The following is a 26,499-nucleotide window of genomic DNA, read 5'->3' as shown; positions in this document are numbered from 1 at the left end:
GTGCCGCGATCCTTGTGGGGCGTGCCGCGGCCTGGGCCAAAGTCAGAGTGACCGCTTCCTACTTCGTCATCGGCGCCAGCCACCGGTCCTGCTCCGGCGCGATCCGCGACCGTCTGACGACGGAGGAGGCGGAGGTGCCGGCGATGCTGGAGCGGCTGAACGCCGCCGGAATCGCGCAGGCCCTGTGGCTCAGCACCTGCGACCGGGTGGAGGTGCAGGCGGTCCACGAGCGCCCGAACGAGGCCGCGCTCATCATCGCCGGGATCATGGCGGAGCGGGTGGGCCTGAGCGAGACCGACCTCGCCGGGCAGCTTTACACCCTGACCGGTCCGGCGGCGGTGCGGCACGTCTTTGCCGTCGCCTGCTCGCTCGACAGCCAGATCGTGGGTGAGCCGCACATCCTGGGGCAGGTCAAGGCCGCCCACCGCCACGCCGCCGCTGCGGGCCTGAGCGGGCCGGAACTGGAAGGGCTTCTCCAGGCCGCCTACGGCGCCGCCAAGCGGGTGCGCCGCGAGACTCCCATCGCGGAGGGCGCCACATCGCTGGTCGCCGCGGCGGTCCAGGTGGCGCGCGACCTGCACGGCGATCTGAAGCGCTGCACCGGCCTGCTGATGGGGCTGGGCGACATGGGCGCCCTGGTGTTGGAGGGGTTGCGGGAGGCCGGGCTGGGGCGCCTGACCGTCGCCGCCCCGGTGGACCGCCGGGCCGAAGCGGCGGCGCGGCGTATGGACAGCCACTTCGCGCCCTGGGCGGATCTCGATTCGGCGCTCGCGGGCGCGGATATCGTGGTGACCGCGGCGGGTCTGGGGCGCTATATCCTCTCCGCACAGCAGTTGGGGGCGGCGTTGAAGCGCCGCCGCCGGCGCCCGGTGTTCGTGGTGGACGCGGCGATCCCCGCCGACGTGGACCCGGACGTCGCCGGGCTGGACGAGGCCTTCGTCTACGACCTCGCCGACCTGGAGCGCGTGGCGCTTCAGGGGCGGGTGGGGCGCGAGGCGGCGACCCAGGCGGCCTGGACCATCGTGGACGAGGCCGTTGCGGCCTTCGCCCGCCACCGGGCCGAACGCGCCGCGGTGCCCGCCGTGGCGGCGCTGCGGACGCATTTCGAGACGGAGCGGCGGCGCCTGCTGGACGAGCAGCGGGGGCTGGACGCGGCGTCGGCGACCCGGCTGCTGGTCAACCGGCTGCTGCACGGCCCGTCGGAGGCGCTGCGCGCCATGGCGGCGGACCCGGACGGTGCCGGTCTGGCGGAGCGGGCGGCGGCGGAACGGCTGCTGTTCCGGCTGTTCCGGCTGGACGAGCCCGTCGGGAGCGATTTGGATAAGGACGAGCGACGTGAGCCTGGACGAGAAGTTCAATAGGGTCGTGGCCCGCCATGACGAGCTGCGGGACGCGATGGCGGCGGGAACGGTGGACCCGGCGGACTTCGCCCGGCTGTCGAAGGAATACGCCGACCTGACCCCGGTGGCCGAGGCCATCGCGGAGCTGAAGAAGGCGAAGGCGGAGGCCGCCGACCTCGCCGGTATGATCGCCGACCCCGGTGGCGACCCGGACATGAAGGCTCTGGCGGAGGAGGAGTTCGCCGACCTCGCCCGCCGCATCCCCGACCTGGAGCGCCGCGTTCAGATTTCCCTTCTGCCCAAGGACGAGGCGGACGAGAAGAACGCCATCCTGGAGGTGCGCGCCGGCACCGGCGGCGACGAGGCGGCCCTGTTCGCCGCGGAGCTGTTCGAGATGTACCGCCGCTACGCCGGGCTGCACGGCTGGCGGTTCGAGACGATGGAGGTCAGCGAGACCGGCATTGGCGGCTACAAGGAGGCCATCGCCAACATCACCGGGCGCAACGTGTTCGCCCGGCTGAAGTTCGAATCGGGCGTCCACCGCGTGCAGCGGGTCCCGGCGACCGAGACGCAGGGGCGCATCCACACCTCCGCCGCCACCGTCGCGGTGCTGCCCGAGGCGGAGGAGGTGGACATCCACATCGACGAGAAGGACCTGCGCATCGACGTGTTCCGCTCCAGCGGTCCCGGCGGCCAGTCGGTGAACACGACGGACAGCGCGGTGCGCATCACCCACCTGCCGACCGGCCTCGTGGTCAGCCAGCAGGACGAGAAGAGCCAGCACAAGAACAAGGCCAAGGCATTGAAGGTGCTGCGCGCCCGCCTCTACGAACGGGAGCGCGCGGAGAAGGACAAGGCCCGAGCCGCCGACCGCAAGAGCCAGGTGGGCTCCGGCGACCGGTCGGAGCGCATCCGCACCTACAACTTCCCGCAAGGCCGGGTGACCGACCACCGCATCAACCTGACGCTCTACAAGATCGACAAGGTGATGGCGGGCGAAGCGCTGGACGAGCTGATCGACGCCCTGACGGCCGAGGATCAGGCGGCACGGCTGTCGGAATTGCAGTAGGGCGGTCTGTTATTCTTCTTCGGGGAGCTTCGGCCCGCCGATGGCGGCGATGATCGCCGCCGCGACGCCCTCCGGGTTGTTCAGCACGTCGTTGTTCCAAAAGCGCAGGACCCGCCAGCCGTGTTGTCTCAGATGTTCGTCCCGAGCGGAGTCGTAGGTGGAATCGGCGTGCTGGCCGCCGTCGACTTCGACGGCGACACACACGTCAAGGCAGGCGAAATCGAGGATGTAAGGAGGCAGCGGATGTTGCCTGCGGAATCTCCACCCCCCCAACTGACTCTGGCGCAGGTAGCGCCACAACACCCTTTCGGCATCCGTGGGCTGGGTGCGCATGTCACGGGCGCGGAGCTTGAGGGTCGGGTCTCTGGCCATGGTGTGCCTGCCTGTGTAGGCCCCCACCCTAACCCTCCCCCGCTGGGCGGGGGAGGGGACAAGGGGCCGCATCATTCTCCCTCCCCCGCCCAGCGGGGGAGGGCCGGGGTGGGGGAAAAATGACCATCACGCTTCACCAACTCCGCCGCACCGCCGAATCCAGCCTGCGCGAGGCCGGGGTGGACACGCCGGACCTCGACGCGCGCCTGCTCGTCGAACACGCGCTGAGCCTCACCCGCTCGGACCTGTTCATCAAGGCCAACGACCCCATCCCCGACTCCGACGCGGCCCGCGTCCTCGCTCTGGTCGCGCGGCGGGCGGCGCGGGAGCCGGTGGGGCGCATCCTTGGCCATCGCGAGTTCTGGACGATCGACCTCGCCCTCAACCCCGACACGCTGGAGCCGCGGCCCGACACCGAGACGCTGGTCGAGGCGGTGCTGAAATCCCTGCCGGACCGGACCGCGCCGCTGCGGCTGCTCGATCTCGGCACCGGAACGGGCTGCATCCTGCTGGCGCTGCTGGCGGAATTGCCCGACGCCACCGGCCTGGGGGTGGACCTCAGCCCCGGCGCGGTCGCCGCCGCCATGGAGAACGCGGCGCGCAACGGGTTGGCGGAGCGGGCGCGCTTCCAGACCGGGAACTGGGGCGCCGGGTTGGCCGAGCGGTTCGACGTGGTCGTCTCCAACCCGCCCTACATCCCCAGCGCCGACATCGCCACCCTGGACCCGGAAGTGCGGGAGCACGACCCGCTGCGCGCGCTGGACGGCGGGACGGACGGGCTGGACGCCTACCGGATCATCGCCGGGCAGATGCCGGACCTGCTCCGGCCGGGCGGGCTGGCAGGGCTGGAGGTCGGGCAGGGGCAGGCCGCCGACGTGGCGGAACTGCTGGCCGCCGCGGGGCTGGAGCCGGTGGGCGTCTTCCGGGATTTGGGCGGTGTGGAACGCTGCGTCCTCGCGAGGTTGGGCGCGTGAAATCGCCCTATCCCCCAAAAAAAAGGTTGGATTGACGCGCCGTCCCCAGTAGGGTGCTGGTACGACGACGGCCCAGGGACGACCATCCCGGGGCATACCCATGGCCTTCGGAAACCCCGCGCGGTTGGGCGGACGTCCGAGATGGCGGACCGGTTGGTCGGTTGGGCGCGTCGGTTTGATCCCTGCGACCCATCCGCGGTTGGTTCCGCGGCGGGCCCGGCGACCGGATGGTCAGCCAGGGCGTTCGCGGGATTGCACTTCTCTTACATGGGGCCATAAGAGCCAAATGAGACAAGGACCGAACTCCAGGCGCTCGCGCGGTCGTGGCAACGGCGGCGGTGGTGGCGGAGGTGGCGGCGGTGGCAGCCGCCGGCAGAACGTTCCGCTGCGTCACCAGACCTTCGACAGCAATGGTCCGGACGTGCGCATCCGCGGCAACGCGTGGCAGGTTCACGAGAAGTATCTGGCGCTGGCCCGCGACGCCTCGTCGTCCGGCGACCGCGTCCAGGCGGAAAACTACCTGCAGCACGCGGAGCATTATTTCCGCATCATCAACCAGATCCAGGAATCCGAGAACCGCCAGCGCGGCAACGTCGGCGGCAACGGTCTTGGCCCGCAGCCCAGCCTGTCCGGCCTCTCCGAGGATGAGGACGCTGGCGATGTCGGCGAAGAGACCGACGGCGCCGCCGACGAGCGGGCGCCCCTGAACGCCTGAGTCTCGAAGGCAATTCCGAAGGGCAATCCCGAAGGTTTGAATTCCGTCAGTCCTGGAGCCGGCGCTCCGGCTTCAGGACCCGGCTTCAGGACGACGCGTCTTCGGACAGCGACACCGGGTCGCCCACCGCGATCCGGCCCCCATGCACCACCCGGGCATAGACGCCGCACTGCGTGTGGTCGTAGCCGCGCTCCAGAACGGGAAGCGTGTTGAAGTCGCGCGCGCCGGTCGCCGGGTTGACCTCGCTGGACGGGCGGCAATCCTTGTGGTCGCAGATGCGCAGCGTGGTGCCGCCGATGGTCAGCAGGGCGCCGATCCACTGGCGCTCCACCCAGGGCTCCAGCCCGTCGATCATCAGGTTGGCGCGGAAGCGGCGCGGGTCGACCGGCTGCTTGGCCACCCGCTCCTCCAGATCGCGCACGCTGGCGAGGTTCAGGATGGAGACGGCGGCCTCCTCCCGGTCGGTGAAGGACCAGCCCCCACCCTCGGCGGTGCCCTTGGCCTCCGCCAGCTTGGGCAGGCCGGGAGCGGCCCCCGCGAGATAGGCGGCGAAGAACTGCTCGATCAGCATCCGGCCCATCGGCTGGTCCAGACGCCCGCGCGACACCTGCTTTCCGCCGCGCCGGATGATCAGCGACTGGGTGGCCTCCTCGAACTCGGTGTCGAGCAGCGCCAGCTTCTCGTTCCGGTCGAGCGTGAAGAAATCCTCGTTGGGGCGCCAGCCCTCGACATCCGGGGTCAGGGCCGCCGGGCCGTGCAGCAGGCCGAAGCGCCGGTCAAAAGGAATGGGTTGGCCGGTGACGAGGTCAACGGCGGGAAGATCCTGGCCGCTGAGCCCCTTTATGGGATAGCGGCGTATGGCGGCGAGGGTCGCGGTCATTGCATTGCACAATGGTGGGACCGGTTCGCTTCTGTCAACCGTCCCAATTGAAAACCATCACCACCGCTCGGCCAAAGGTTCCTTTCCCAGGAACTCGGCGATCCGCCGCCGCGTGGCGGGGGAGGTGTCCTCCGGCAGCCGGTCCAGCGGGAAGAAGCGCGCCTCCAGGATTTCCAGCCCGTCCGCCCTGGGCGTGCCCGACCACCCGCGCGCGACGAAGACCGCCACATGGTCGCTCGCCCCGTGCCGGAAGCGGGCGTAGACGCCGAGGGGCTGCGGGCCGCTTTCCACCGTCAACCCGACCTCCTCCCGCACCTCGCGCTTCATGGCCTCCACCAGACTCTCCCCTTTTCCGACTCCGCCGCCTGGAAAATGCCAGCCGCCGACATAGCTGTGTCGGATCAGAAGAACCGAGGCCGGACGGTCACCGGCGCCTTCCCCGGCTCCCGAGTCGTCCAGGATGATCCCCCGCACCCCCATGGTCAGCGGGCGCGCCATCCAATGCCAGACGTTGCGGCCATGCCAGGCCAGCCGCATAAGGGGAGACGCCAGGGCGGGCCGCAAGGCCGTGGGAGAGGGATTGCGCGGGGTGCTGGTGGGCGTCGCCGTCATGAAGGGGGTGTTCCGCGAATTCGGGCGAAAAGCCTAGCCTTTTCCGGCCGGGTCCGGAAAGTCACCCATTCGGCGCGGGTCCGACAAAAGCAATAACCACGCATGCCGGGGGGTCTTGCATACGAATGGGCCTCTCCCACATCTACGGCGACGCATGCATCCTTGCGGATCGCACTGGTAACGTGGATCGGACTGACCGGGCTGCCTCGCGGACGGTCGGCGATGAAGGGAGCACATCATGGATTTCGAAAAGTACACCGAGCGCAGCCGTGGCTTCGTGCAGGCGGCGCAGACCCTGGCCCTTCGGCGCGGCCATCAGCGGCTGACGCCGGAACATCTGCTGAAGACCCTTCTGGACGACAAGGAAGGCTTGGCGGCCAACCTGATCCGTGCGGCCGGCGGCGACCCCGCGCTGGCGCTGTCGGGCGTGGACGCCGAACTGGACAAGCAGCCCAAGGTGGAAGGCAGCGGCGCCGGTCAGGTGTACCTGACTCCGGAACTGTCCCGCGTGTTCGAGCAGGCCGAGGCGGTCGCCAAGAAGGCCGGCGACAGCTACGTCACGGCGGAGCGCATCCTGCTGGCGCTCGCCATGGCCGACGGGACGCCCTCCGCCACCGTGCTGAAGCGCGCGGGCGTCACCCCGCAGGCGCTCAACACCGCGATCAACGAGGTCCGCAAGGGCCGCACCGCCGACACCGCCAGCGCCGAGCAGAGCTATGACGCGCTGAAGAAATACACCCGCGACCTGACCGAATCGGCGCGCGAGGGCAAGCTCGACCCCGTCATCGGGCGCGACGAGGAAATCCGCCGCACCATCCAGGTGCTGGCCCGCCGCACCAAGAACAACCCCGTCCTGATCGGCGAGCCGGGCGTCGGCAAGACCGCCATCGTGGAGGGACTCGCCCAGCGCATCGTCAAGGGCGACGTGCCGGAAGGGCTGAAGAACAAGAAGCTGCTGTCGCTCGACCTCGCCGGCATGGTGGCCGGCGCCAAGTACCGCGGCGAGTTCGAGGAGCGGCTGAAGGCCGTGCTCCAGGAAATCCAGGCGGCGGCGGGCGAGATCATCGTCTTCATCGACGAGCTGCACACGCTGGTCGGGGCCGGCAAGGCGGACGGCGCCATGGACGCCTCCAACATGCTGAAGCCCGCGCTGGCGCGCGGCGAGTTGCACTGCGTCGGCGCCACCACGCTGGACGAATACCGCAAGCATATCGAGAAGGACGCCGCGCTGGCCCGGCGCTTCCAACCCGTCTTCGTGCCGGAACCGACGGTGGAGGACACCATCTCCATCCTGCGCGGCCTGAAGGAGCGGTACGAGGTGCACCACGGCGTGCGCATCACCGACGGCGCCATCGTGTCGGCGGCGACCCTGTCGAACCGCTACATCACCGACCGCTTCCTGCCCGACAAGGCCATCGACCTGATCGACGAGGCGGCCAGCCGCCTGCGCATGGCCGTGGACAGCAAGCCGGAGAACATCGACGAGCTGGACCGCCGCATCATCCAGCTCAAGATCGAGCGGGAGGCGCTGAAGCGCGAATCCGACGACGCCTCGCGCGCCCGGCTCGCCAACCTGGAAGGCGAACTGGCCGACCTGGAGCAGGAATCCGCCGAGCTGACCGCCAAGTGGCAGGCCGAGAAGGACCAGCTCCAGGGCGCGCAGAAGATCAAGGAGGACCTGGAGAAGGCCCGCACCGAGCTGGAGCAGGCCCAGCGCGACGGCAACTGGGGCCGCGCCGGCGAACTGGCCTACGGCGTCATCCCGGACCTGGAGAAGAGGCTGAAGGCCGCGGAGGAAAGCACGGCCAACCGCATGCTGAACGAGGAGGTGCGCGACAGCGACATCGCCGCCGTGGTCAGCCGCTGGACCGGCGTTCCGGTGGACAAGATGCTGGCCGGCGAGCGGGAAAAGCTGCTGGCGATGGAAACCCGCCTGAAGACCCGCGTGATCGGGCAGGACGAGGCCATCGTGGCGGTCTCCAACGCCGTCCGCCGCGCCCGCGCCGGTTTGCAGGACCCCAACCGGCCCATCGGCTCCTTCCTGTTCCTCGGGCCGACCGGCGTCGGCAAGACGGAGCTGACCAAGGCGCTGGCCGAATTCCTGTTCGACGACGAGACGGCCATGGTCCGGCTCGACATGTCGGAATACATGGAGAAGCACTCCGTCGCCCGCATGATCGGCGCGCCTCCGGGCTATGTCGGCTACGAGGAGGGCGGGGCGCTGACCGAGGCGGTGCGCCGCCGGCCCTATCAGGTCGTCCTGTTCGACGAGGTGGAGAAGGCCCATCCGGACGTCTTCAACGTGCTGCTCCAGGTGCTGGACGACGGGCGCCTGACGGACGGGCAGGGGCGGACGGTGGATTTCCGCAACGTGGTCATCATCATGACCTCGAACCTCGGCTCCGAGATCCTGGCGGCCCAGCCGGAAGGCCAGGACAGCGGCGCCGTGCGCGACGAGGTGATGGAGGTGGTGCGCGCCCACTTCCGGCCGGAATTCCTGAACCGGCTGGACGAGATCCTGCTGTTCCACCGGCTGGACCGCAGCCACATGGGCGGGATCGTGACGATCCAGTTGGGCCGGCTGGTCCGCATGCTGGCCGACCGCGACATCACGCTGGAGGTGGACGGGGCGGCGACGGAATGGCTGGCCGAGGCCGGCTACGACCCGGTCTACGGCGCGCGTCCGCTGAAGCGGGTGATCCAGCGGGAGCTTCAGAACCCGCTGGCCACCATGATCCTGGAAGGCCGCATCGCCGATGGCCAGACGGTCAAGGTGGGGGCCGAGGGCGGCGAGCTGACCATCGACGGCCTGCCCGTTTCGGCCCAGGTGCGCAGCGCCCAGACCGGCAACGGCGCTACCCAGCCTGTGACGACCGTGCATTGATGGAATCCGCGGGGGGCCTTTCGCGAGGCCCCTCGTCCTTCATGTCACCACCCTCATGTCACCACGAATTCCCGCGCGACGGCGGCGAAGTGGCAGGAGGCCGCGATGACGACCAGCGCATGCCAGACCGGGATGTTGTAGGGCAGGCGGTCCATCGTGTGGATGAAGGCGCCCACCGTGTAGACCACCCCGCCCACCGACAGCAGAAGCAGCGTTTCCGGGGCCAGCGACCGCCACAGCGGTTCGGCCACCGACAGGATGGCCCAGCCGAGCCCCAGATAGAGGACGAAGCCCAGCCGTTCGTACCGCCAGGAGGCGAACAGCTTCAGCGCCACCCCACCCAGCGCCACCACCCACACCGCCACGCCCAGCGGGATTCCCGCGGCGCCGTCCAGCCGGTTCAGGGTGAAGGGGGTGTAGCTTCCGGCGATCATCACATAGATCATCGCATGGTCGATCCGCCGCAGCACCGCCTTGCGCCGCCCCGGCGGGGCCAGATTGTAGGCGGCCGACGCGCTCAGCATGCCGACCAGCCCGGCGCCGTAGGCCGCCAGCGACACCATCTCGGTGGCGGAGACGTGCCCCGCCGTCACGACCAGCAGCCAGGACGCGCCGATCAGACCGGCGATCACGCCGATGGCGTGGACAACCGCGTCCGCCGCATGCTCCCCCGCCGTGCGGACGGGAAACTCGAAGCTGGGATCGGGTTTCATGGAGTCAGCGTGCCGGAAAGGCGGGCGGATGGAAAGCCCTCCCCCCGGCGCACCGGTCCCACCGGACGCGCTAACTCCGCAGGTACACCCGGTTGACGTAGGGGTCGTAGCGGCGGTCCGGATTCGGCAGCACCGGCGTCAACGGGCCGAACCGGTTGCGCAGCAGCGTGTATTCGGTGACGACGATCAACCGGTCGCTGTGCGTCGGCTGCAGGGCCTTGTGCATGCCGATGTTGTCGGCCAGGAAGCAGTCGCCCGCCCGCCCGGTCAGCGCGACGGGGGCCGATGGCCCGTAGGTCGCCTCGATCTCCTCGTCGGAATGGCTGCGCCGTTCCAGCAGCTCGTTTCCGTGCTGCGACGCCGGGACATAGATGTGCGGTCCGCCGCCCATGTCCGTGTCCGTCAGGTACAGGAACATCTTGAAATGGCGGACCTGATTGTAGTCCCGGTGGTACTTCTGCGTCATCATCGGCGGGTTGGGCCGCGCCAGCGACCACCACACCGACATGCCGTCGATCGTCGGCTTGCAGCCGTGGAACGCCTCCGCGACCTCCAGGACGAGCGGATGGTTGATCGTGTCCAGCAGGTGGGGGGCGGCCAGGAACTGCTCCTCGACGAAGCGGCCCATCTGAATTTCCGGCGCCGGAACCTTGTCGATGGTGAAGGACCCGTATTGCCGGTGGCCGCCGTCGAAGCAGGGCTGCTGCTCGAAGTAGCGGCGCATCTCCGCCACCTGCTCGTCGGTCATCAGGCGGAAGGCGTCGGTGTAGCCGCGCGTCTCCAACTGGGTCTTGAGGGTCAGCGCACGTTCCGACGGATTGAAGCCGGGGGTGCGGGGCCGGAAGGGAGCCACCAGGGAGGCGGCGATCCTGCGCCGCGGTTCGATCTTCAGGCGCGGGATCTGGTGCCAGATGACATCGTCGATCCAGCGGGCTTTGTTGTTGAACGGAGTCTTCACGCGAGCAGGCTCCCGGGGAAACGCGCGACGATGGGAAGTTTCCGATAGAATACATCGTATGCGGGAATTGTTCCCGTCTGTTCGTGTGCGGCATTTCGCGCGGAGCGGACCGGGCGGACTTGTCTCCCGGACAATAAAATGCGGGCATGCGGAACTTCGCAGCGCTATGGTCCGCAACCCGACGCTGTTCCGGAAACGCCCCAGAACGATCATGACCAGACGATCCAGCTTCACCGCCGGCGCCCGCGACACCCTGCCGATGGTGATCGGCGCGGCGCCCTTCGGGGTGATCTTCGGCACGCTGGTGGCCGCCGGGCCGCTGGCGGCGTGGCAGGGGCAGCTCATGTCCCTGACGGTCTTCGCGGGCTCCAGCCAGTTCATCGCGCTGGGGCTGGTGGCCGGGCACGCCGGGCTGGCGGTGATCTGGCTGACCACCCTGATCGTGAACCTGCGCCACGCGCTCTACGCCGCCGCGCTGCTGCCGCACGTCGTCCATCTTCCGGCGCGCTGGCGCTGGGCTCTGGGCTTCCTCATGACGGACGAGACCTTCGCGGTGATGGCCGGCTATTACGCCCGGCACCCGCGGGCGCCGTTGGGGCACTGGTATTTCCTGGGCTCCTGCCTGTCGATGTACGCGAACTGGCAGTTCTGGACCCTGGTCGGGCTGATGTTCGGCGCGGCCTTTCCGCAGCTCCAGTCGCTCGGTCTGGATTTCGCGATGGTCGCCACCTTCATCGCCATCGTCGTCCCGCAGCTCGCCAGCCTGCCGAATTTCGCGGCGGCGGTGGCGGCGGGGACCGTGGCCTATCTGGGGCAGGACGTTCCCTACAAGCTGGGGCTGATGGCGGCGGTGGTGGCCGGCGTGACGGTGGGGATGGTCCTGCAGCGCTGGCGGGCCGGAGGGCTGAAGGAGGAAGCGGCATGACCGGGTCCGTCCTGACCAACACCGTCATGATCCTGGGCATGGCGGCGGTCACCGTCTTCGTGAAGGCGGCGCTGTTCGTCCTGGGCGACCGCGTGGTCTTCCCCCCGCTGCTGAAGCAGGCGCTGGGCTTCGTTCCGGTCACCGTCCTGACCGCCATCATCGTGCCGATGATCCTGTCGCCGAGCGGCGCGGGGCTGGAGCTGACCTGGCAGAACCCGCAACTGGTCGGCGCGCTGGCCGCCGTGGCGGTCTGCGTGGCAACGGGAAAGCAGCTTCTCACCATCGCCGTGGCGCTTGGGGTCTTCCTCGTCTGGCAGTTGGGCGTGCTCGGCTGAGGGCCACTTTCCTGCCACAAACTGTGCATAGCGGTCTTGCTGCGGCGCGGTGGCGCGGGTGGGGGCGCATCCTGTATGGTCGCCTTATCGAAAGGGCTACCCGACAGTGTCCGTGATGACCAGACGCCTGCGCCTCGTTCCCGTCTCCCTCGCCGTGGCCTGCGCGGTGATGCTGACCGCCTGCCAGACGGGCGAGCGGACCACCCGCGCGCCCGTGGTGCAGGGGACCGCCACCGCTTCCCCGTCCGGGCTCGAGTCCGTGTCCGGCGAGTGGGAAACCGACAAGGCCACCCCGCTGCGGTCCCAGCCGAGCAACGGCGCGCCCATCGTCGCCTCCCTCCCGCCCGGCCAGCCGCTGAAGGTCCTGGGCCGCGCCCGCGGCACCGACTGGATGGCGGTCCAGGCGGCGGGATCGACCGCCTATGTCCGGCTGCACCTGCTCCGCCTGCGCGGCAGCGCCCCGGTCCAGACCGCCCGCGGCACGACGACCACCGTCGCCAAGCCGGAGGACAACGCCGGCCCCTCGATCAAGGCCGCACCGCGCCGTAAGATCGAGGCGGCGCCGATCGCGAACTGAGGCGGGGCTTGCCCCCTCCCCGGCCCTCCCCCTCTTCGAGGGAGAGGGTGCCTTGTGCGAAGCGGCGTCCGTCCCCTCCACCTCGTAGCTCTCGCGCAAACCTTTGGTTTGCGCTGACGCGGCAGGCGGACCTTCGGTCCGCCGAGAGCGGGGGGAGGGTTAGGGAGGGGGCAACGACGACTTCAATCCTCAGAACTCCCTCCAGGCGTCCTCCCCGTTGACGCGGCGCTTGGCCGCCCGAGCGACACTCGGCGAAGACGTCGTCACGGTGCGCGGGTCCAGTTTGAAGAAGCCGATCAACCCCTTCAGGTCGTTGGCCTGACCGGCCATCGCCTGGGCCGCCGCAGTGGTTTCCTCGACGAGGGCGGCGTTCTTCTGGGTCATCTCGTCCATCTGCGAGACGGTGGCGTTGATCTCGTCCAGCGCCGCGGCCTGCTCGCTCGACGCCGAGGCCATCTCGGCGATCAGCCCGGCGACCTGCTGGACGCCCGACACGATGCCCTCCAGCGCGTCGCCGGCCTTCTTGACCAGTTCCACCCCGTCCTTGACCTGGGCGTCGCTGTCCAGGATCAGCCCCTTGATCTCCTTGGACGCCTGGGCGGAGCGCTGGGCGAGGTTGCGCACCTCCTGGGCCACCACGGCGAAGCCGCGGCCCGCGTCGCCGGCCCGCGCCGCCTCGACCGCGGCGTTGAGCGCCAGCAGGTTGGTCTGGAAGGCGATCTCGTCGATCACCCCGATGATGTCGGTGATCCGGCGGCTGGACGCCTCGATGCGCATCATCGCCTCGATGGCCGAATTCGCGACCGTTCCGCCGGATTCCGCGGCGCTTCGGGCGTCGGTGGCCATGCCGTTGGCGCGTTGGGCGTTGTCGGCGTTGGAGCGCACCGTGGCGCCCAGCTCCTCCATGCTCGCCGCCGTTTCCTCCAGCGAGGACGCCTGCTGCTCCGTCCGCTCGGCAAGGTCGGAGGAGCCGACGGAAACCTCTCCCGCCGCCGAGGCGATGGCGTCCGCCGCCTGGGTGATCTGCCCGACGATCTCGCCCAGCTTGGCGGAAGTGGCGTTGACGTCGGTCTTCAGCGTCTGGAAGGCGCCCTGGTAGTCGCGCTCCACCCGCTTGTTGAGGTCGCCCTGGGCGAGCGCGCCGAGCACCGCGCCGAGGTCGGCGATGACGGTTTCCACCGTGTCGGTCAGGCGGTTGATGCCCTGCGACATGGTCTTGTAGAAGCCATCCTTGCCGGTCAGGTCGAGGCGGCGCGACAGGTCGCCCTTGGACACGCCGTCGATCAGCGCGGCGATCTCCTCGCCGATCGCCTTCTCGCGGGCGCGCTCGGCCTCCTCGGCGCGGCGTTCGGCCCCCAGACGCTCGCGCTCGGCCTCGTCCATCGCCTTCTTCTGGATGGCGTTGTCCTTGAACACCTGCACCGCCTGCGCCATCTGCCCGATCTCGTCACCGCGGCCGAGGCCGGGAACGGCGACGTCCAGCTTGTCGGCGGCGAGGTCGTGCATGGTCGCGCTCATCGCCCGAACCGCGCCCATCTGGCGGCGGACCAGGAAGAAGCTGACCAGACCGAAGGCCAGCGTGACCAGCGGCGCCACCACCAGGATGGTGCGCTCCACCTCATCCACCACCTTCAGCACCTCGGCCCGCTTCAGCCCGACGAACAGGATGCCGACCACCGAACCGGACGCATCGAACAGCGGGTCGTAGGCGGTGAAGTAGCGCTCGCCCAGGATGTCCGCCTCGCCGCGGTAGGGCTTGCGCTGCGTCAGAACGGCGTCGTAGACCGGCCCGGCGGCCAGCTTCGTGCCGTTGGCCCGGCTGCCGTCGGCGTTCAGCACGGTGGTCGCCACGCGGGTGTCGCCGCGGAACAGCGTGGCGGAGCCGCCCGTCAGGTCGTGGATGCGGTCCACCGTCCGGGTGTCGCCGTCGAGCCGCACCGATCCGGCGTAGAGGGCGCCGTCGCGCAGGCTGTAGCCGTCCCCGTTCTGTTGCACGAGCATGTGCGCCAGCGCCATGCCGCGCTCCCGCTGCTCCTGCGCGGCGGCGGCGCTGCGCTCGCTCAGCACGCGGCTGGAGGCCAGCGTCAGGACGATGGCCAGGATGAACAGCCCCACCACGTTCAGCAGGGACAGTTTGGCGGTCAGGGAAAGGTTTCTCAGCACGTTCGGACCTATGCGGCTATCGCTCCGCAGCCCTCGCCAACGGAGATAGGCAATAAGTCTAGTACGGTTTCATCCATTCGTCCGCGTGCAATTTTTGGGCGATGAACTCACGCAAAGCGTGTGGAGCGCCTTCGCGGCGCTGACGCCATGCAGCCCACGCACGGCGCGTCTTCCTTGGTTGGAAGCGGTTATGGCTCTAGGTTAGGGCAGCCGCCCTTTCCAACCGCTCCATCCATCGGACTCCTCCATGCGCCGCCGCACCAGCAACCCCAGCCCGGCCCCGACCTATGCGGAGGCCGCGTCCAGCACCGGCGACATGGCGGCGCTGCGGTCGCTCGTGCCCTATCTGTGGCCGCGCGATTCGTTCGAGACGAAGCTGCGGGTGGTCGTTGCCCTGGTGCTGCTGGTCGGCGCCAAGGTGGCGAACGTCTGGGTGCCGATCTTCTACAAGCAGGCGGTGGACGCGCTGTCGCCCGGCGGCGACGCCGGGGCGCTGGTGACGATCCCGCTGGGGCTGATCGTCGCCTATGGTCTGGCGCGGGTGATGTCGCTGGTCTTCGCGGAGCTGCGCGACGCGGTGTTCGCCAACGTGGCGCAGCGCACGATCCGCAAGGTCGCCCTGTCGGTCTTCCAGCATCTGCACGCCCTGTCGCTGCGTTTCCATCTGGAGCGGCAGACCGGCGGCCTGACCCGCTCGCTGGAGCGCGGCACCCGCGCCATCGAGACCCTGCTGCGCTACGCCCTGTTCTCCATCGTGCCGACTCTGGTGGAGATCACGCTGGTCTGCGTGATCCTGTGGCGGATGTTCGACGGCTGGTTCGCGCTGGCGACCTTCGCCACGGTGGCGGGCTACATCGCCTACACCTTCTTCGTGTCGGAATGGCGCATCCAGTTCCGCCGCGCCATGAACGAGACCGACAGCAAGGCCAACACCAAGGCGGTGGACAGCCTGCTGAACTACGAGACCGTCAAGTATTTCGGGAACGAGGCGCACGAGGCCCGGCGCTACGATCAGGCGCTGGCCTCCTATGAAGAGGCGGCGGTCAAGAGCCAGCGCAGCCTGTCGCTCCTGAACATCGGCCAGTCGGCGATCATCTCGCTGGGTCTGGCGGTGGTCATGGGCATGGCGGCGCGCGGAATCGTCAACGGCACGATGACTCTGGGCGACTTCGTGCTGGTGAACACCTACCTGCTCCAGCTCTACCAGCCGCTGAACTTCTTCGGGGTGGTGTACCGCGAGATCAAGCAGGCGTTGATCGACGTGGAATCCATGGTGACCTTGCTGTCGGTGGACCGCGAGGTGGCCGACCGGCCCGGCGCCCCCGCGCTGGCGATCACGGGCGGCGAACTGCGGTTCGAGGGGGTGAAATTCGGTTACGATCCGCGCCGCCCGATCCTGAAGGGCGTGGACTTCACGGTGCCCGCCGGGCGGACGGTCGCCATCGTCGGCCCGTCCGGGGCGGGCAAATCGACCATCGGGCGGCTGCTGTTCCGCTTCTACGACGTGTCGGGCGGGCGCATCCTGATCGATGGGCAGGACATCCGCGCGGTGACCCAGCAATCGCTGCGCGGCGCCATCGGCATCGTCCCGCAGGACACGGTGCTGTTCAACGACACCATCTATTACAACATCGCCTACGGCCGCCCCGGCGCCACCCCGGCGGAGGTCGAGCAGGCGGCACGGCTGGCCCACATCCACACGTTCATCATGGCGCTTCCCGACGGCTACGAGACCACGGTGGGGGAGCGCGGGCTGAAGCTGTCCGGCGGCGAGAAGCAGCGCGTCGCCATCGCCCGCACCATCCTGAAGAACCCGGCGATCCTGCTGTTCGACGAGGCGACCTCGGCGCTGGACACCCACACCGAGCGGGAGATCCAGGCCAATCTGCGCGAGGTCAGCCGGGGCCGCACCACGCTGGTGATCGCACACCGCCTGTCCACCGTGATCGACGCCGACGAGATCCTGGTGATGGAGGCCGGACGTGTGATCGAGCGCGGGCGGCATCTGGAGCTTCTGTCCCGTGGCGGCGCCTACGCCGCGTTGTGGGCGCGCCAGCAGGAATCCTCGCAGGGTCCGGAGCCGGTTCCGGAAGTCCTTGCCCCCACCTGAACCCTTTCCCACCTGATCCAATCATCACGACGGAGCATCCCTTTGGGACCGGTACGGCAGGCGCTGCGCGAGGCGACCCGCGACATCCATGAACGGCTGGACCGCGCGGCGGTCCTGCGCCCGCTGACCAGCCCGGCGATCACCGTGGACGAATACCGCGCCGCCCTGATCGCCCTGCACGGCTTCAACGCCCCCATCGAGCGGGCGCTGGGGGAGGGGGCCGAACGGTTGGAGTTGCTGCGCGCCGATCTGGCCGATCTGGGGGTGGACGCGGACGCGCTGCCGGTGGCCGGATCGCTCCCGGCGCTGGACAGCCATCCGGCGCGGCTGGCGGCGCGCTATGTGCTGGACGGATCGGCCCACGGCGGGCGGGCGATGCTGCCCAACGTCACCCGCGCGCTGGGCTTCGACGCCGCGCGGGGGGCGCGCTTCCTGGCGTCCGCCGGGATCGACATGGTGGGGCGATGGAGGGCGCTGCTGGCCCGGCTGGAAAGCGACCTCGCCACGCCCGAGTCGGCCCAGGCGGCCTGCGCCACGGCGGTGGCCCTGTTCGCCGCGCTGGAGGTCTGGCTCGACGGGCTGGTTCCGGAGGCCGTCTGACCACCTGGGCGCGCGGATCGACGCAAGGGGCTTCACCGCGCCCGCCGCGCCCGCTAGGTTCCTGCCATGACGACCGCCCCCGCTTCCGCCCTCAACACCCCCGCCGCGCTCGCCGACGCGGTGCTGCGGGGTGACCGCCGCGCGCTCGCCCGCGCCATCACGCTGATCGAATCGACCCGGCGCGACCACCGCGCCCAGGCCGACGCCCTGCTGGAGGCGCTGCTGCCCCACACCGGCAACTCGGTGCGGGTGGGCATTTCCGGCGTGCCGGGGGTGGGCAAGTCCACCTTCATCGAGGCGTTCGGGCAGCATGTCATCGCGCGGGGGCACAAGGTGGCGGTTCTGGCCATCGACCCGTCGTCGCAGCGCACCGGCGGCTCCATCCTGGGCGACAAGACGCGCATGGTGGACCTGTCGCGCGAGCCGAACGCCTTCATCCGCCCCTCGCCCGCGGGCGCCACCCTGGGCGGCGTGGCCCGCCGCACGCGCGAGGCCATGCTGATCTGCGAGGCGGCGGGATTCGAGGTGATCGTGGTGGAGACGGTGGGCGTCGGCCAGTCGGAAACCGCGGTGGCCGATATGGTCGATCTGTTCATGCTTCTGCTGCTGCCCGCCGGGGGCGACGAGCTTCAGGGCATCAAGAAGGGCATTGTCGAGCTGGCCGACCTCGTCGTCGTCAACAAGGCGGACGGCGACCTCGCCGCCACGGCGCGGCATACCGTCGCGGACTATCGCCACGCCCTGACCCTGCTGCGCCACGGCGACTGGCGCGTGCCGGTGTTGAGCTGCTCCGCCATCACCAGGGCCGGCATCGACGCGGTCTGGGACACCATCGGGGAGCACAAGGCCATCACCGAGGCGTCCGGCGTCCGCGCCGCGCGCCGCGCCGAGCAGGCCCGCGCGTGGCTGTGGAGCGAGATCCGCGAGACGCTGGTGGACGCCTTCAAGGCGCATCCCGCCGTGCGCGCCGATCTGGCGGAGCTGGAAGCCCGCGTGACCGGTGGCGCCGTCACCCCCACCGCCGCCGCACGCGGTCTGCTTGAAAAGTTCCTCGGGCGCCCGGTGGAGTAGGTCCTTTCGGGTATGCTGCACCGCAACATTTTTTGTTGCGCTGCGATTTTCCCGTGCATAAGGTGGCATGGGCGGGAAAGGAGTGCCTTCGTGGCGCTTGGGCGAGGGGTTTGCCCGCAGTCTCCTGGGGTATGAGCCGGAGTTGACTTGTCCGAAACCGCCTCCGCGTCGAGTCGTCAACGGGAGACTTTTGGACATGACCGCCAATTTTCTGGATCTCTTCGAGCGCTTCAATCCGCTGGCGGTGGGGCCGCTGGCCTTGGCGCCGCTGGGCAAGCTGAGCGCCGAAACCTACGCCGCCCGTTCCACCCGCGTCGCCGGTGTGGTGCAGGACGGCTGCCGCCGCCTGCTGGACGGCGTGACCGCCGGCATCGGCGAGACGACCCACATTGCGGGTGAATTCGCCAAGGTGCGCAGCCCGGCGGACCTCGTCGCCGTGCAGCGCGAATGGGCGTCCGTCGCCCAGGCCCGGGTGGTCAACCAGGTGCAGACCGTCCTGGACGTCTCCTCCAGGATCGCCGCCGAGCTGAGCGTGCTTCCCGTGGCGGCTTCCGCCCCGAAGGCCGAATCGCCCGCTCCCAAGGCCGCTCCGGTCGCGGCTCCGGTGCCTGCCCCGAAGGCTGAAGTCCCCAAGGCCGAGGTGAAGGCCGAGCCCGTCAAGCCCGAGCCCGTCAAGGCCGAGCCGGCTCCCGCCCCTGCGGCGAAGAAGGCCCCGGCGCCCCGCAAGGCTCCGGCCAAGACCGCCGCCCCGAAGGCCGAAGCGCCCGCGCCGAAGGCGGAGCCGGCGAAGCCCGTGCCCGTGCCCGTGGCCGTGAAGGCCGAGGCGCCCAAGGTCGAGGCTCCGAAGGTCGAGGCGGCTCCCGCCCCGGCTCCCAAGGCCGAAGCCCCTAAGGCCGAGGAAAGGAAGGCCGAGGCCCCGAAGGTCGAGGTGGCCAAGACCGAAGCGGCCAAGACCGAAACGGCCAAGCCGGAATCGCCAAAAGCCGAATCGCCCAAGGCCGCCGAATCGCCCAAGGCCGCCGAATCGCCCAAGGCCGCCGAATCGCCCAAGGCCGAAGTGAAATCCGCGGCTCCCGCCGCCGAGTGATTCACCGGATCGCGGTCCCCGCCGGCCCGGGGACTGACGGTCGGGCGCGCGCCCGTCTCTTCCTTCCTTGACGGGCGCGCGCTTGTTCGACTATAACGCCGCCTCCTTCGGGCGGAATGCTGCCCGGGACCGGGTTTCATTTGCTAAAATAAAGGATCAGTCCGATGGCACGTCGGTGCTCCGTGACCGGTAAGGGCACGCAGTTTGGCAACAACGTCAGCCACGCCAACAACAAGACCCGCCGCCGTTTCCAGCCGAACCTGCAGGAAACCGCGCTGCTGAGCGATGCTCTGGGTCAGATGGTGCGCCTGCGTATCTCCACCAACGCGATCCGTTCGATCGAGCACAAGGGCGGTCTCGACGCCTTCCTGCTCGACGCGAAGGATGAGGTCCTCAGCCTGGATGCGCGCCGCCTGAAGCGCCGCATCGCCAAGGCCCAGGACAAGCAGCAGGCCGCCGCGGCCTGAGGCCGACCGCCTGGGCGCGCCGGAGTGCGTCCAGGCGATTCTGGTGAAGGTGACCGCGGGGCGGCAAACTCCGCGGTCGGGTGCAAGCCCCACACCAGGACGACTCCGACTCTCGGTTGTACCGAACCCCGGTTGAGAGTGTCGCGCGCATCGCCGAAAGGCTTTGCGCGCGTTTTGTCGTGTCCGGATGCCGCCTTAGAACGACCGCTGCACGCCCAGCAGAAGCCGGTAGCGCGGCGAATCGGGACCGAATCCAATGCCGACCCCGGCGCCCACGGCGAGGTTTTCGCCGACGAGATGCCGGACGCCGGCCTCCACGAAATTGTCGGCCTTGCCGCGTTCCTGCGACTGCTCGCGCACCACGTCGAAGGCGACGGCGGTGGCGGGGCCGACCGGGGCGTTCATCCCGGCGGCCATGATGAAGCGGTTCTCGCGCTCGTCCGACGCCGGATCGAACAGATGCCGCCAGGACAGGTTGGCGTGCAGGCGCGGCGCGCTGGCGGCGGTGCCGAGCGGCTGGGTCAGCCGTCCGGTGATCCCGGCCTCGGTCGTCTTGCTCCCCGATCCGTAGGGGATGCTGACCAGCGGCTCTACCGAGATGCCCAGCCGTCCCTGCGACGGTTCGCGGATGTTGTATTCGGCGGACAGCTTGACGTCGCCCTGCTGCGCGTCGTCGGCGTTGCCCACGCGGTAGCCGGGATTGACCTTCAGCGCCAAGCCGTTGGCCACGCCGACCTGGAGTTCCGGGTCGAAGGACAGGCGGTTGCGCCCGCCGTCCCCCTTCAGCCGCTCGAAGAAGGCGCGAACCTTCACGTCGACGCTGCCCTTCTCGATGGCGGCGGCATCCTCGACGGTGATCGGCAACTCCGACGACAGCGCCATGCGCTTGTCGTCCTGCGCGCGGGCGGTCCCGGCGGCGGCGAGCAGCCCGGCGGCGAGGGTGAGGCCCGCGAGGGCGGCGTGGCGCATTGTCTGTTTCCCCAACCGGTGGCGTACCCAAAGGCGTTTGCCGGTCAACAGCTGAACCGCCGGGATGGACCGGGGAAGGGACGGGGTTACTCCACCGAGTCGGGGTCCTCGGCGTCCACCACCCGCCGGGCGATGTCGTAGGCGAATCCGGCGCGCCCCAGCGCCGCCAGATCCTTGTCGCGGAACTCCGCGCGCTTTTCCGGCAGGCGGTAGGGGCCGAGACGGCGGCGGCGGGCCAGCGCCAGGGCGGCGGTCAGGTTCAGGTCGCCCTCGACCTCCTCGTCCAGCGACTCCAGCGCGCGGTCGGCCTCGTCGCGCCCGATTCCCTTGGCGGACAGCTTCTCGCGGATGGCGCGGGTCGAGGTGCCGCGGCGGTGCAGGCTGGCCGCGCGCATCTCGGCGTAGGCCACGTCGTTGAGCAGGCCGCTGCGCTGGTAGCGGGCGATCAGGTCCTCGACCCAGCGCGCCCCCTCCGCCGGGTCGGTGCCGTGGGCCTGGGCGGAACGGTCCACCTTGCGCATCAGCACGCGGCGCAGGCTGGCCGAGGAGCTGGCGAATCGCTGGAGATAGTGCAGGGCCGCGTTCTCCAGATACTGGGCGGTCACGCGGCGCGGCGGCTTGCGAGCCGGCGGCTGGTCGCGCGTCATGGCTGTCTCCCGTCCGGGGGCGGTTGCCGGAACGGGCGGGGCGCCCTAAAGTCCGGTCCGTTCCTGTGAATCGTGGTGCGATGACTCATCCTCTTCCTCCCATGCCCCGCCGGGTCGGCGCCGTCAACTGGATCGGCCTTTGGACCCTCTACGCCCGCGAGGTGCGCCGGTTCCTGAAGGTGCACCAGCAGACGGTCTGGGCGCCCGTGGTCACCACGCTGCTGTTCTACGCCGTCTTCGCGCTGGCGCTGGGCGGTGCGGTGCGGATGATCGGCACGGTGCCCTATCTGGAATTCCTGGCGCCCGGCCTGATCATGATGGCGATGGTCCAGAACGCCTTCGCCAACACCTCCTCCTCCGTGGTGATCGCGAAGGTCCAGGGCAACATCGTGGACATCCTGATGCCGCCGATGGCCCCGCTGGAGCTGGCCTTCGGCTTCGTCATGGGCGGGGTGACGCGCGGCCTTCTGGTCGGGCTGGTCACCGGGCTGGCGATCTGGGCCTTCGTGCCGGTGCGCATCGCGCATCCGGAATTCGTCATCTTCCACGCCCTGATGGCCTCCATGCTGCTGTCGCTTCTGGGGCTGGTCGGCGGCATCTGGTCGGAGAAGTTCGACAACATCGCGGCGGTGACCAACTTCGTGGTCACGCCGCTGTCCTTCCTGTCCGGCACCTTCTATTCGGTGGAGACGCTGCCGCCGGTCTTCTGGTGGATTGCCCATTTCGACCCGTTCTTCTACATGATCGACGGCTTCCGCTACGGCTTCATCGGGCGGTCGGACGGCACGCTGGGGATCGGGATTATCGTCATGCTGGCCGTCAACGGCACCTTGTGGTGGCTGGCCTGGCGGATGCTGAAGACGGGCTACAAGCTGAAGGCGTAAATCCGCGGCTTCTCAGCGGCCAATACGTTGACAGGATGAAGTGATCTCTCGATATTCGTCGCTTCCCGGCGGGCATGGGTGTCCGCCGGGCTTTCCTCATTCGGAGGTTTTCGCTGTGATTCCGGTCGTCATGCCCACATATGCCCGCGCCGACATCGTGTTCGAGCGCGGCGAAGGTCCGTATCTGTACGCGACCGACGGGCGACGATTCCTGGATTTCGCCGCCGGGGTGGCGGTGAACGTCCTCGGCCACGCGAACCCCTATCTGGTCGAGGCGCTGACCGCGCAGGCGAACAAGCTATGGCACACCTCCAACCTGTTCCGGGTCGCCGGGCAGGAGAGCCTCGCCAAGCGGCTGACCGACGCCACTTTCGCCGACACCGTGTTCTTCACGAACTCGGGCGCCGAGGCGTGGGAATGCGGCGCCAAGCTGATCCGCAAGTATCATTATGAGAAGGGCGACAAGGCCCGCACCCGCATCATCACCTTCGAGCAGGCCTTCCACGGGCGCACCCTGGCCGCCGTGTCCGCCGCGCAGCAGGAGAAGCTGATCAAGGGCTTCGGCCCGCTGCTCGACGGGTTCGACCTCGTGCCCTTCGGCGATCTGGAGGCGGTGCGCAACGCCGTGACCGACCGGACCGCCGGCATCTGCCTGGAGCCGATCCAGGGCGAAGGCGGCATCAGGGCCGGCTCGGTGGAGTTCCTGCGCGGCCTGCGGCAGATCTGCGACGAGCACGGGCTGCTGCTGTTCCTGGACGAGATCCAGTGCGGCATGGGCCGCACCGGCAAGCTGTTCGCCCATGAATGGGCCGGCATCACGCCGGACGTCATGGCGGTGGCGAAGGGCATCGGCGGCGGTTTCCCGCTGGGCGCCTGCCTCGCCACGGAAAAGGCCGCGTCGGGCATGACCGCCGGCACCCACGGCTCGACCTACGGCGGCAACCCGCTGGCCACCGCGGTCGGCAACGCCGTCCTGGACAAGGTGCTGGAGCCGGGCTTCCTCGACAGCGTGCAGCGCGTCGGCGGTCTGCTCCAGGAGCGTTTGGCCGGCCTCGTGGCCGAGAACCCGTCGGTGTTCAAGGCCGTGCGCGGCCAGGGGCTGATGCTGGGACTCGTCTGCGGCCCGGCGGTCGGCGACGTGGTGGCGAAACTGCGCGCCAACGGACTGCTGTCCGTTCCGGCGGGTGACAATGTGGTCCGGCTTCTGCCGCCGCTGAACATCGGCGATGCCGAGGTGGAGGAGGCCGTGGCCATCCTCTCCAAGACCGCGAAGGAGTTGGTGTGATGCCCGCCGTTCGTCATTTCCTCGACATCGACCGGCTGGACACGGCGACCCTGCGCCAGATCCTGGACATGGCCGCGACCATCAAGAAGGACATCCCCGCCTACCGCTCGCTGTTCGCGGGCCGCACGCTGGCGATGATCTTCGAGAAGCCCTCCACCCGCACCCGCGTGTCGTTCGAGGTGGGCATGCGCCAGCTCGGCGGCGACGTGGTGCTGCTGAAGCCCGACGACATGCAGCTCGGCCGCGGCGAGACCATCGGCGACACCGCCCGCGTGCTGTCCCGCTACGTGGACGCGGTGATGGTCCGCACCATGGGCGAGGAGCGTGTGCACGAGCTGGCCGAGTTCGCCTCGGTGCCGATCATCAACGGCCTGACCGACCAGTCGCACCCCTGCCAGATCATGGCCGACGTGATGACCTTCGAGGAGCATCGCGGGCCCATCGAGGGGCGCACGGTGGCCTGGATCGGCGACGTGAACAACGTGGCGGTGAGCTGGGTCCACGCGGCGGTGCGCTTCGGCGTGGAGATCCGGCTGGGCTGCCCGGAAGCCTACGGACCGTCGGCGGAACTGCTGGACTGGGTGAAGCGGGAAGGCGGGCGGATCACCGTCACCACCTCGCCGGAGGAGGCCGTGCGCGGCGCCGACTGCGTGGTCACCGACGCCTGGGCCTCCATGCACAACACCGACGTGGACGAGCGGGCGGCGATCCTGTCGCCCTATCAGGTGAACGAGGCGCTGATGGCGCTCGCCGCCCCGGATGCCCTGTTCATGCACTGCCTGCCCGCCCACCGCGGGGAGGAAGTGACCGACGGGGTGATCGACGGCCGGCATTCGGTCGTCTGGGACGAGGCGGAAAATCGCCTGCACGCCCAGAAGGCCATACTGGCATGGTGCCTCGGCGCCACTATCTAAAGGCACTTGGAACAAACGCCATGGCCCGGCGCCGCCACCCGTGACGAACGGGATGGCGGCGCCGGGCCATGCCCTGTCGTAACTTCGAGGACATGATGGACGATCCTTCCGTCCAACCGATCGCCGACGATCTCGTTCTGCCCTTCCAGATCGAGGCGTCGCGCCTGCGCGGCCGCATGGTGAAGCTGGGGCCCGCGCTGGACGAAATCCTGACCCGCCACGCCTATCCGGAACCGGTCGCCCGCTTCCTGGCGGAGACGATGACGCTCGCCATGCTGCTGTCCAGCATGCTGAAATACGACGGCATCTTCACGCTCCAGACCAAGGGCGACGGGCCGATCCGGCTGATGGTGGCGGACATCACCTCGGTCGGCGACATCCGCGCCTACGCCCAGTATGACGAGGCGGCGCTGACCAAGGCCGCCGACGACGTGGCCATCGCCCCGGCACCGGCCCTGCTGGGCAAGGGCCACATCGCCTTCACCGTGGACCAGGGGCCGAACACCGAGCGGTACCAGGGCATCGTGGAGCTGTACGGCAAGACGCTGGCCGACTGTGTGCAGCATTATTTCCGCCAGTCGGAGCAGATCGACACCGGCCTGACCGTGTCGGTGGACCAGGAAACCCTGCCGGACGGCGGCAAGGGCGGCTGGCGGGCCGGCGGCATCATGATCCAGCGCCTGCCGCAGGACGCCACGGAAAAGGTGCTCGGCTCCGGCGACGAGGACGCGTGGCGCCGCGCCATGGTCCTGCTGTCCAGCACCACCGGCGACGAGCTTCTGGACCCGGACCTGCCGGCCCGCGACCTGCTGTTCCGCCTGTTCCACGAGGACGGCGTGCGGGTGTGGCAGCCCAAGGCCCTGCGCTTCGGCTGCCGCTGCTCGCGCGAGCGGGTGTCGGACATGCTGTCCCGCCTGCCGCGGGACGAGGTGCAGAGCCTGAAGATCGACGACGGGCGGGTCGAGGTGGTCTGCCAGTTCTGCTCCACCGCCTATCACTTCGACGACGCGGACCTGGACCGGGTCTACGGCACGGCGAAGTAAGGGGCTCCAGGTTCCGGATGCGTCGGGAGGACGGCGCGGCTATAGTGCCGCGCCGTTCTTCGTTCTCTCGACGTCTTGCCCAACCGGAGCGATCATGCCCACCCGCCGTCTCGTTCTCGCCGCCGCCGTCGCCACCCTGGCCCTGACGGCCTGCCAGAGCACGCCGCCGCGTCCGGCGCCCCGGCCCATCGACTATTCCAACTTCGGCCCGATCGTCCTGAGCGCGGGCGGCATCGACGTGGTGGACGCCCGCCGTCCCGCCGGCGCCGCCGTCGACCAGCGCATTCCCGTTCCGCCCGCCGAGGCGGTGCGCCGCTGGGCCGGCGAGCGGCTGCAGGCCGCGGGCGGGCCGGGCCGTGTGCGCGTCACTATCCGCGATGCCACCATCGTGGAGGTCCAGCTTCCCAAGACCGGCGGGGTGAAGGGCTATTTCACCAACGATCAGGCCCAGCGCTACGACGGCCGGATCGAGGTCGAGATCGGCGGCGAGGTCCCCGGCGAAACCACCTTCCGCGGCATGACCAAGGCGACCGTGACCCAGTCGACCACGGTGCCGGAGAACATCTCCCTGGCCGACCGCGAGGCGACCCTGCAGGATCTCGTCCGCCGCCTGATGGACGATCTGAACGCCCGGCTGGACGCGGGCATCCGCAAGGATCTGGCGCCGATGGTGCGGCGGTAACGTTCCGGCGGTAGGGAAGTTTTGCCCCCTCCCTGACCCTCCCCCGCTTCGCAGGGGAGGGGACAATCTCCCTCTCCTGCGAAGCGGGGGAGGGAAGGGCATAGGCGCTAACATGCTTGTCTCCTTATGAAAGGAGCCGGCATGGTTTCGGTCTGGCGTGTTCGTCGTCTGGGCGGGTCGGCGATGTGTCGGGCGAGCCGCGGCGCGCTGGGATCAAGCGCTG

At 69.4% G+C, this 26,499-nt stretch carries 26 protein-coding genes; 18 read left to right on the top strand and 8 right to left on the bottom strand.

The genetic code is table 11. The features are described from left to right. The first annotated feature begins 47 nt into the window (after positions 1 to 47). Complete coding sequence (hemA, locus tag DS843_RS26840; protein WP_149471891.1) at positions 48 to 1,361, top strand: glutamyl-tRNA reductase; 1,314 nt, start codon at positions 48 to 50, stop codon at positions 1,359 to 1,361. Then, entirely contained in the window at positions 1,336 to 2,409 is a 1,074-nt protein-coding gene (gene prfA, locus DS843_RS26835) for a peptide chain release factor 1 (RefSeq protein WP_149471890.1), read from the top strand. Before hemA ends, prfA begins: the two co-directional genes overlap by 26 nt. 9 nt (positions 2,410 to 2,418) lie before the next feature. On the opposite strand, the gene DS843_RS26830 is transcribed toward prfA, so the two are convergent. Then, positions 2,419 to 2,781, bottom strand: coding sequence for an endonuclease domain-containing protein (locus DS843_RS26830; RefSeq protein WP_149471889.1), 363 nt, complete (start codon positions 2,779 to 2,781; stop codon positions 2,419 to 2,421). Positions 2,782 to 2,900: 119 nt separating this feature from the next. Here DS843_RS26830 and prmC point away from each other — a divergent pair, with 119 nt between their 5' ends. Both prmC and DS843_RS26820 read left to right on the top strand, forming a co-directional pair. Next, positions 2,901 to 3,755 (top strand): peptide chain release factor N(5)-glutamine methyltransferase, encoded by an 855-nt coding sequence (prmC, locus tag DS843_RS26825; protein ID WP_149471888.1) that lies wholly within the window; start codon positions 2,901 to 2,903, stop codon positions 3,753 to 3,755. A 286-nt stretch (positions 3,756 to 4,041) separates the two neighbouring features. Continuing rightward, positions 4,042 to 4,470, top strand: coding sequence for a DUF4167 domain-containing protein (locus tag DS843_RS26820; protein WP_149471887.1), 429 nt, complete (start codon positions 4,042 to 4,044; stop codon positions 4,468 to 4,470). Positions 4,471 to 4,555: 85 nt separating this feature from the next. Here the strand turns inward: DS843_RS26820 and DS843_RS26815 are convergent, their stop codons facing one another. Continuing rightward, the gene (locus DS843_RS26815; RefSeq protein WP_149471886.1) at positions 4,556 to 5,350 is read right to left on the bottom strand and encodes an MOSC domain-containing protein; all 795 of its coding nucleotides are present in this window, start codon (positions 5,348 to 5,350) and stop codon (positions 4,556 to 4,558) included. A gap of 57 nt (positions 5,351 to 5,407) precedes the next feature. After that, positions 5,408 to 5,962, bottom strand: a complete 555-nt coding sequence (locus DS843_RS26810) for an NUDIX domain-containing protein (RefSeq protein ID WP_149471885.1) — start codon at positions 5,960 to 5,962, stop codon at positions 5,408 to 5,410. A 238-nt stretch (positions 5,963 to 6,200) separates the two neighbouring features. Here DS843_RS26810 and clpB point away from each other — a divergent pair, with 238 nt between their 5' ends. Continuing rightward, on the top strand, positions 6,201 to 8,846 hold the full coding sequence (gene clpB / locus DS843_RS26805; protein ID WP_149471884.1) for an ATP-dependent chaperone ClpB: 2,646 nt from the start codon (positions 6,201 to 6,203) through the stop codon (positions 8,844 to 8,846). Between the two features lie 53 nt (positions 8,847 to 8,899). On the opposite strand, the gene trhA is transcribed toward clpB, so the two are convergent. Continuing rightward, complete coding sequence (gene trhA, locus DS843_RS26800; RefSeq protein WP_149471883.1) at positions 8,900 to 9,559, bottom strand: PAQR family membrane homeostasis protein TrhA; 660 nt, start codon at positions 9,557 to 9,559, stop codon at positions 8,900 to 8,902. Between the two features lie 70 nt (positions 9,560 to 9,629). Then, the gene (locus tag DS843_RS26795) at positions 9,630 to 10,517 is read right to left on the bottom strand and encodes a phytanoyl-CoA dioxygenase family protein (RefSeq protein WP_149471882.1); all 888 of its coding nucleotides are present in this window, start codon (positions 10,515 to 10,517) and stop codon (positions 9,630 to 9,632) included. A 211-nt stretch (positions 10,518 to 10,728) separates the two neighbouring features. Between DS843_RS26795 and DS843_RS26790 the strand changes: the two genes are divergently transcribed. The 3 genes from DS843_RS26790 (at position 10,729) to DS843_RS26780 (ending at position 12,354) form a co-directional block, all read left to right on the top strand. Continuing rightward, positions 10,729 to 11,442, top strand: coding sequence for an AzlC family ABC transporter permease (locus DS843_RS26790; protein WP_149471881.1), 714 nt, complete (start codon positions 10,729 to 10,731; stop codon positions 11,440 to 11,442). Next, complete coding sequence (locus DS843_RS26785) at positions 11,439 to 11,777, top strand: AzlD domain-containing protein (RefSeq protein WP_208852332.1); 339 nt, start codon at positions 11,439 to 11,441, stop codon at positions 11,775 to 11,777. Before DS843_RS26790 ends, DS843_RS26785 begins: the two co-directional genes overlap by 4 nt. Positions 11,778 to 11,892: 115 nt before the next feature. Continuing rightward, entirely contained in the window at positions 11,893 to 12,354 is a 462-nt protein-coding gene (locus tag DS843_RS26780; protein ID WP_149471880.1) for an SH3 domain-containing protein, read from the top strand. Positions 12,355 to 12,543: 189 nt separating this feature from the next. On the opposite strand, the gene DS843_RS26775 is transcribed toward DS843_RS26780, so the two are convergent. Continuing rightward, complete coding sequence (locus DS843_RS26775; RefSeq protein WP_286192344.1) at positions 12,544 to 14,517, bottom strand: methyl-accepting chemotaxis protein; 1,974 nt, start codon at positions 14,515 to 14,517, stop codon at positions 12,544 to 12,546. A gap of 247 nt (positions 14,518 to 14,764) precedes the next feature. Here DS843_RS26775 and DS843_RS26770 point away from each other — a divergent pair, with 247 nt between their 5' ends. From DS843_RS26770 to rpmB, 5 genes are all read left to right on the top strand, one after another. Further along, on the top strand, positions 14,765 to 16,627 hold the full coding sequence (locus tag DS843_RS26770) for an ABCB family ABC transporter ATP-binding protein/permease (protein WP_149471879.1): 1,863 nt from the start codon (positions 14,765 to 14,767) through the stop codon (positions 16,625 to 16,627). 42 nt (positions 16,628 to 16,669) lie between these two features. Beyond that, complete coding sequence (locus DS843_RS26765; RefSeq protein ID WP_149471878.1) at positions 16,670 to 17,227, top strand: biliverdin-producing heme oxygenase; 558 nt, start codon at positions 16,670 to 16,672, stop codon at positions 17,225 to 17,227. 66 nt (positions 17,228 to 17,293) lie between these two features. Then, positions 17,294 to 18,298 (top strand): methylmalonyl Co-A mutase-associated GTPase MeaB, encoded by a 1,005-nt coding sequence (gene meaB / locus DS843_RS26760; protein WP_149471877.1) that lies wholly within the window; start codon positions 17,294 to 17,296, stop codon positions 18,296 to 18,298. Between the two features lie 196 nt (positions 18,299 to 18,494). After that, positions 18,495 to 19,385: a hypothetical protein gene (locus tag DS843_RS26755; protein WP_167525481.1), complete on the top strand. Its 891-nt coding sequence runs from the start codon at positions 18,495 to 18,497 to the stop codon at positions 19,383 to 19,385. Between the two features lie 164 nt (positions 19,386 to 19,549). Then, a complete protein-coding gene (rpmB, locus tag DS843_RS26750; RefSeq protein WP_149471876.1) occupies positions 19,550 to 19,852 on the top strand; it encodes a 50S ribosomal protein L28 in 303 nt (100 codons plus the stop codon). Positions 19,853 to 20,047: 195 nt separating this feature from the next. Here the strand turns inward: rpmB and DS843_RS26745 are convergent, their stop codons facing one another. Both DS843_RS26745 and DS843_RS26740 read right to left on the bottom strand, forming a co-directional pair. Beyond that, positions 20,048 to 20,821 carry a hypothetical protein gene (locus tag DS843_RS26745; protein WP_286192343.1) on the bottom strand — a complete coding sequence of 258 codons (774 nt, stop codon included), beginning with the start codon at positions 20,819 to 20,821 and terminating at the stop codon, positions 20,048 to 20,050. Positions 20,822 to 20,907: 86 nt separating this feature from the next. After that, positions 20,908 to 21,468, bottom strand: a complete 561-nt coding sequence (locus DS843_RS26740; protein ID WP_149471875.1) for a regulatory protein RecX — start codon at positions 21,466 to 21,468, stop codon at positions 20,908 to 20,910. Between the two features lie 80 nt (positions 21,469 to 21,548). On the opposite strand from DS843_RS26740, the gene DS843_RS26735 reads away from it, so the two are divergent. The 5 genes from DS843_RS26735 to DS843_RS26715 all read left to right on the top strand — a co-directional run bounded on the left by DS843_RS26735 (position 21,549) and on the right by DS843_RS26715 (position 26,276). Beyond that, entirely contained in the window at positions 21,549 to 22,352 is an 804-nt protein-coding gene (locus DS843_RS26735) for an ABC transporter permease (RefSeq protein WP_149471874.1), read from the top strand. A 130-nt stretch (positions 22,353 to 22,482) separates the two neighbouring features. After that, positions 22,483 to 23,637, top strand: a complete 1,155-nt coding sequence (locus DS843_RS26730; protein ID WP_149471873.1) for an aspartate aminotransferase family protein — start codon at positions 22,483 to 22,485, stop codon at positions 23,635 to 23,637. Then, the gene (gene argF / locus DS843_RS26725) at positions 23,637 to 24,551 is read left to right on the top strand and encodes an ornithine carbamoyltransferase (protein WP_149471872.1); all 915 of its coding nucleotides are present in this window, start codon (positions 23,637 to 23,639) and stop codon (positions 24,549 to 24,551) included. The genes DS843_RS26730 and argF overlap by 1 nt, the downstream gene beginning before the upstream one ends. 68 nt (positions 24,552 to 24,619) lie before the next feature. After that, on the top strand, positions 24,620 to 25,594 hold the full coding sequence (locus DS843_RS26720) for an Hsp33 family molecular chaperone (protein ID WP_149471871.1): 975 nt from the start codon (positions 24,620 to 24,622) through the stop codon (positions 25,592 to 25,594). A gap of 94 nt (positions 25,595 to 25,688) precedes the next feature. Further along, entirely contained in the window at positions 25,689 to 26,276 is a 588-nt protein-coding gene (locus DS843_RS26715) for a hypothetical protein (protein WP_149471870.1), read from the top strand. Positions 26,277 to 26,499: the final 223 nt, after the last annotated feature.

The organism is Roseomonas genomospecies 6, from assembly GCF_008365375.1.
Lineage (GTDB): Bacteria > Pseudomonadota > Alphaproteobacteria > Azospirillales > Azospirillaceae > Azospirillum.
Note: the sequence above shows the minus strand (reverse complement) of the source record. Positions and strands in the feature narration are given on the sequence as shown.

Bases quoted from the DNA above. Each gene is read 5' to 3' on its own strand.
- DS843_RS26810 (WP_149471885.1), bottom strand. From the start codon at position 5,962: ATGACGGCGACGCCCACCAGCACCCCGCGCAATCCCTCTCCCACGGCC.
- DS843_RS26830 (WP_149471889.1), bottom strand. From the start codon at position 2,781: ATGGCCAGAGACCCGACCCTCAAGCTCCGCGCCCGTGACATGCGCACC.
- DS843_RS26790 (WP_149471881.1), top strand. From the start codon at position 10,729: ATGACCAGACGATCCAGCTTCACCGCCGGCGCCCGCGACACCCTGCCG.
- rpmB (WP_149471876.1), top strand. From the start codon at position 19,550: ATGGCACGTCGGTGCTCCGTGACCGGTAAGGGCACGCAGTTTGGCAAC.
- DS843_RS26820 (WP_149471887.1), top strand. From the start codon at position 4,042: ATGAGACAAGGACCGAACTCCAGGCGCTCGCGCGGTCGTGGCAACGGC.
- DS843_RS26770 (WP_149471879.1), top strand. From the start codon at position 14,765: ATGCGCCGCCGCACCAGCAACCCCAGCCCGGCCCCGACCTATGCGGAG.
- DS843_RS26755 (WP_167525481.1), top strand. From the start codon at position 18,495: ATGACCGCCAATTTTCTGGATCTCTTCGAGCGCTTCAATCCGCTGGCG.
- DS843_RS26720 (WP_149471871.1), top strand. From the start codon at position 24,620: ATGCCCTGTCGTAACTTCGAGGACATGATGGACGATCCTTCCGTCCAA.
- DS843_RS26785 (WP_208852332.1), top strand. From the start codon at position 11,439: ATGACCGGGTCCGTCCTGACCAACACCGTCATGATCCTGGGCATGGCG.
- meaB (WP_149471877.1), top strand. From the start codon at position 17,294: ATGACGACCGCCCCCGCTTCCGCCCTCAACACCCCCGCCGCGCTCGCC.
- argF (WP_149471872.1), top strand. From the start codon at position 23,637: ATGCCCGCCGTTCGTCATTTCCTCGACATCGACCGGCTGGACACGGCG.
- clpB (WP_149471884.1), top strand. From the start codon at position 6,201: ATGGATTTCGAAAAGTACACCGAGCGCAGCCGTGGCTTCGTGCAGGCG.
- prmC (WP_149471888.1), top strand. From the start codon at position 2,901: ATGACCATCACGCTTCACCAACTCCGCCGCACCGCCGAATCCAGCCTG.
- DS843_RS26815 (WP_149471886.1), bottom strand. From the start codon at position 5,350: ATGACCGCGACCCTCGCCGCCATACGCCGCTATCCCATAAAGGGGCTC.
- trhA (WP_149471883.1), bottom strand. From the start codon at position 9,559: ATGAAACCCGATCCCAGCTTCGAGTTTCCCGTCCGCACGGCGGGGGAG.
- DS843_RS26730 (WP_149471873.1), top strand. From the start codon at position 22,483: ATGCCCACATATGCCCGCGCCGACATCGTGTTCGAGCGCGGCGAAGGT.
- DS843_RS26740 (WP_149471875.1), bottom strand. From the start codon at position 21,468: ATGACGCGCGACCAGCCGCCGGCTCGCAAGCCGCCGCGCCGCGTGACC.
- DS843_RS26745 (WP_286192343.1), bottom strand. From the start codon at position 20,821: ATGCGCCACGCCGCCCTCGCGGGCCTCACCCTCGCCGCCGGGCTGCTC.
- DS843_RS26735 (WP_149471874.1), top strand. From the start codon at position 21,549: ATGACTCATCCTCTTCCTCCCATGCCCCGCCGGGTCGGCGCCGTCAAC.
- DS843_RS26715 (WP_149471870.1), top strand. From the start codon at position 25,689: ATGCCCACCCGCCGTCTCGTTCTCGCCGCCGCCGTCGCCACCCTGGCC.
- DS843_RS26780 (WP_149471880.1), top strand. From the start codon at position 11,893: ATGACCAGACGCCTGCGCCTCGTTCCCGTCTCCCTCGCCGTGGCCTGC.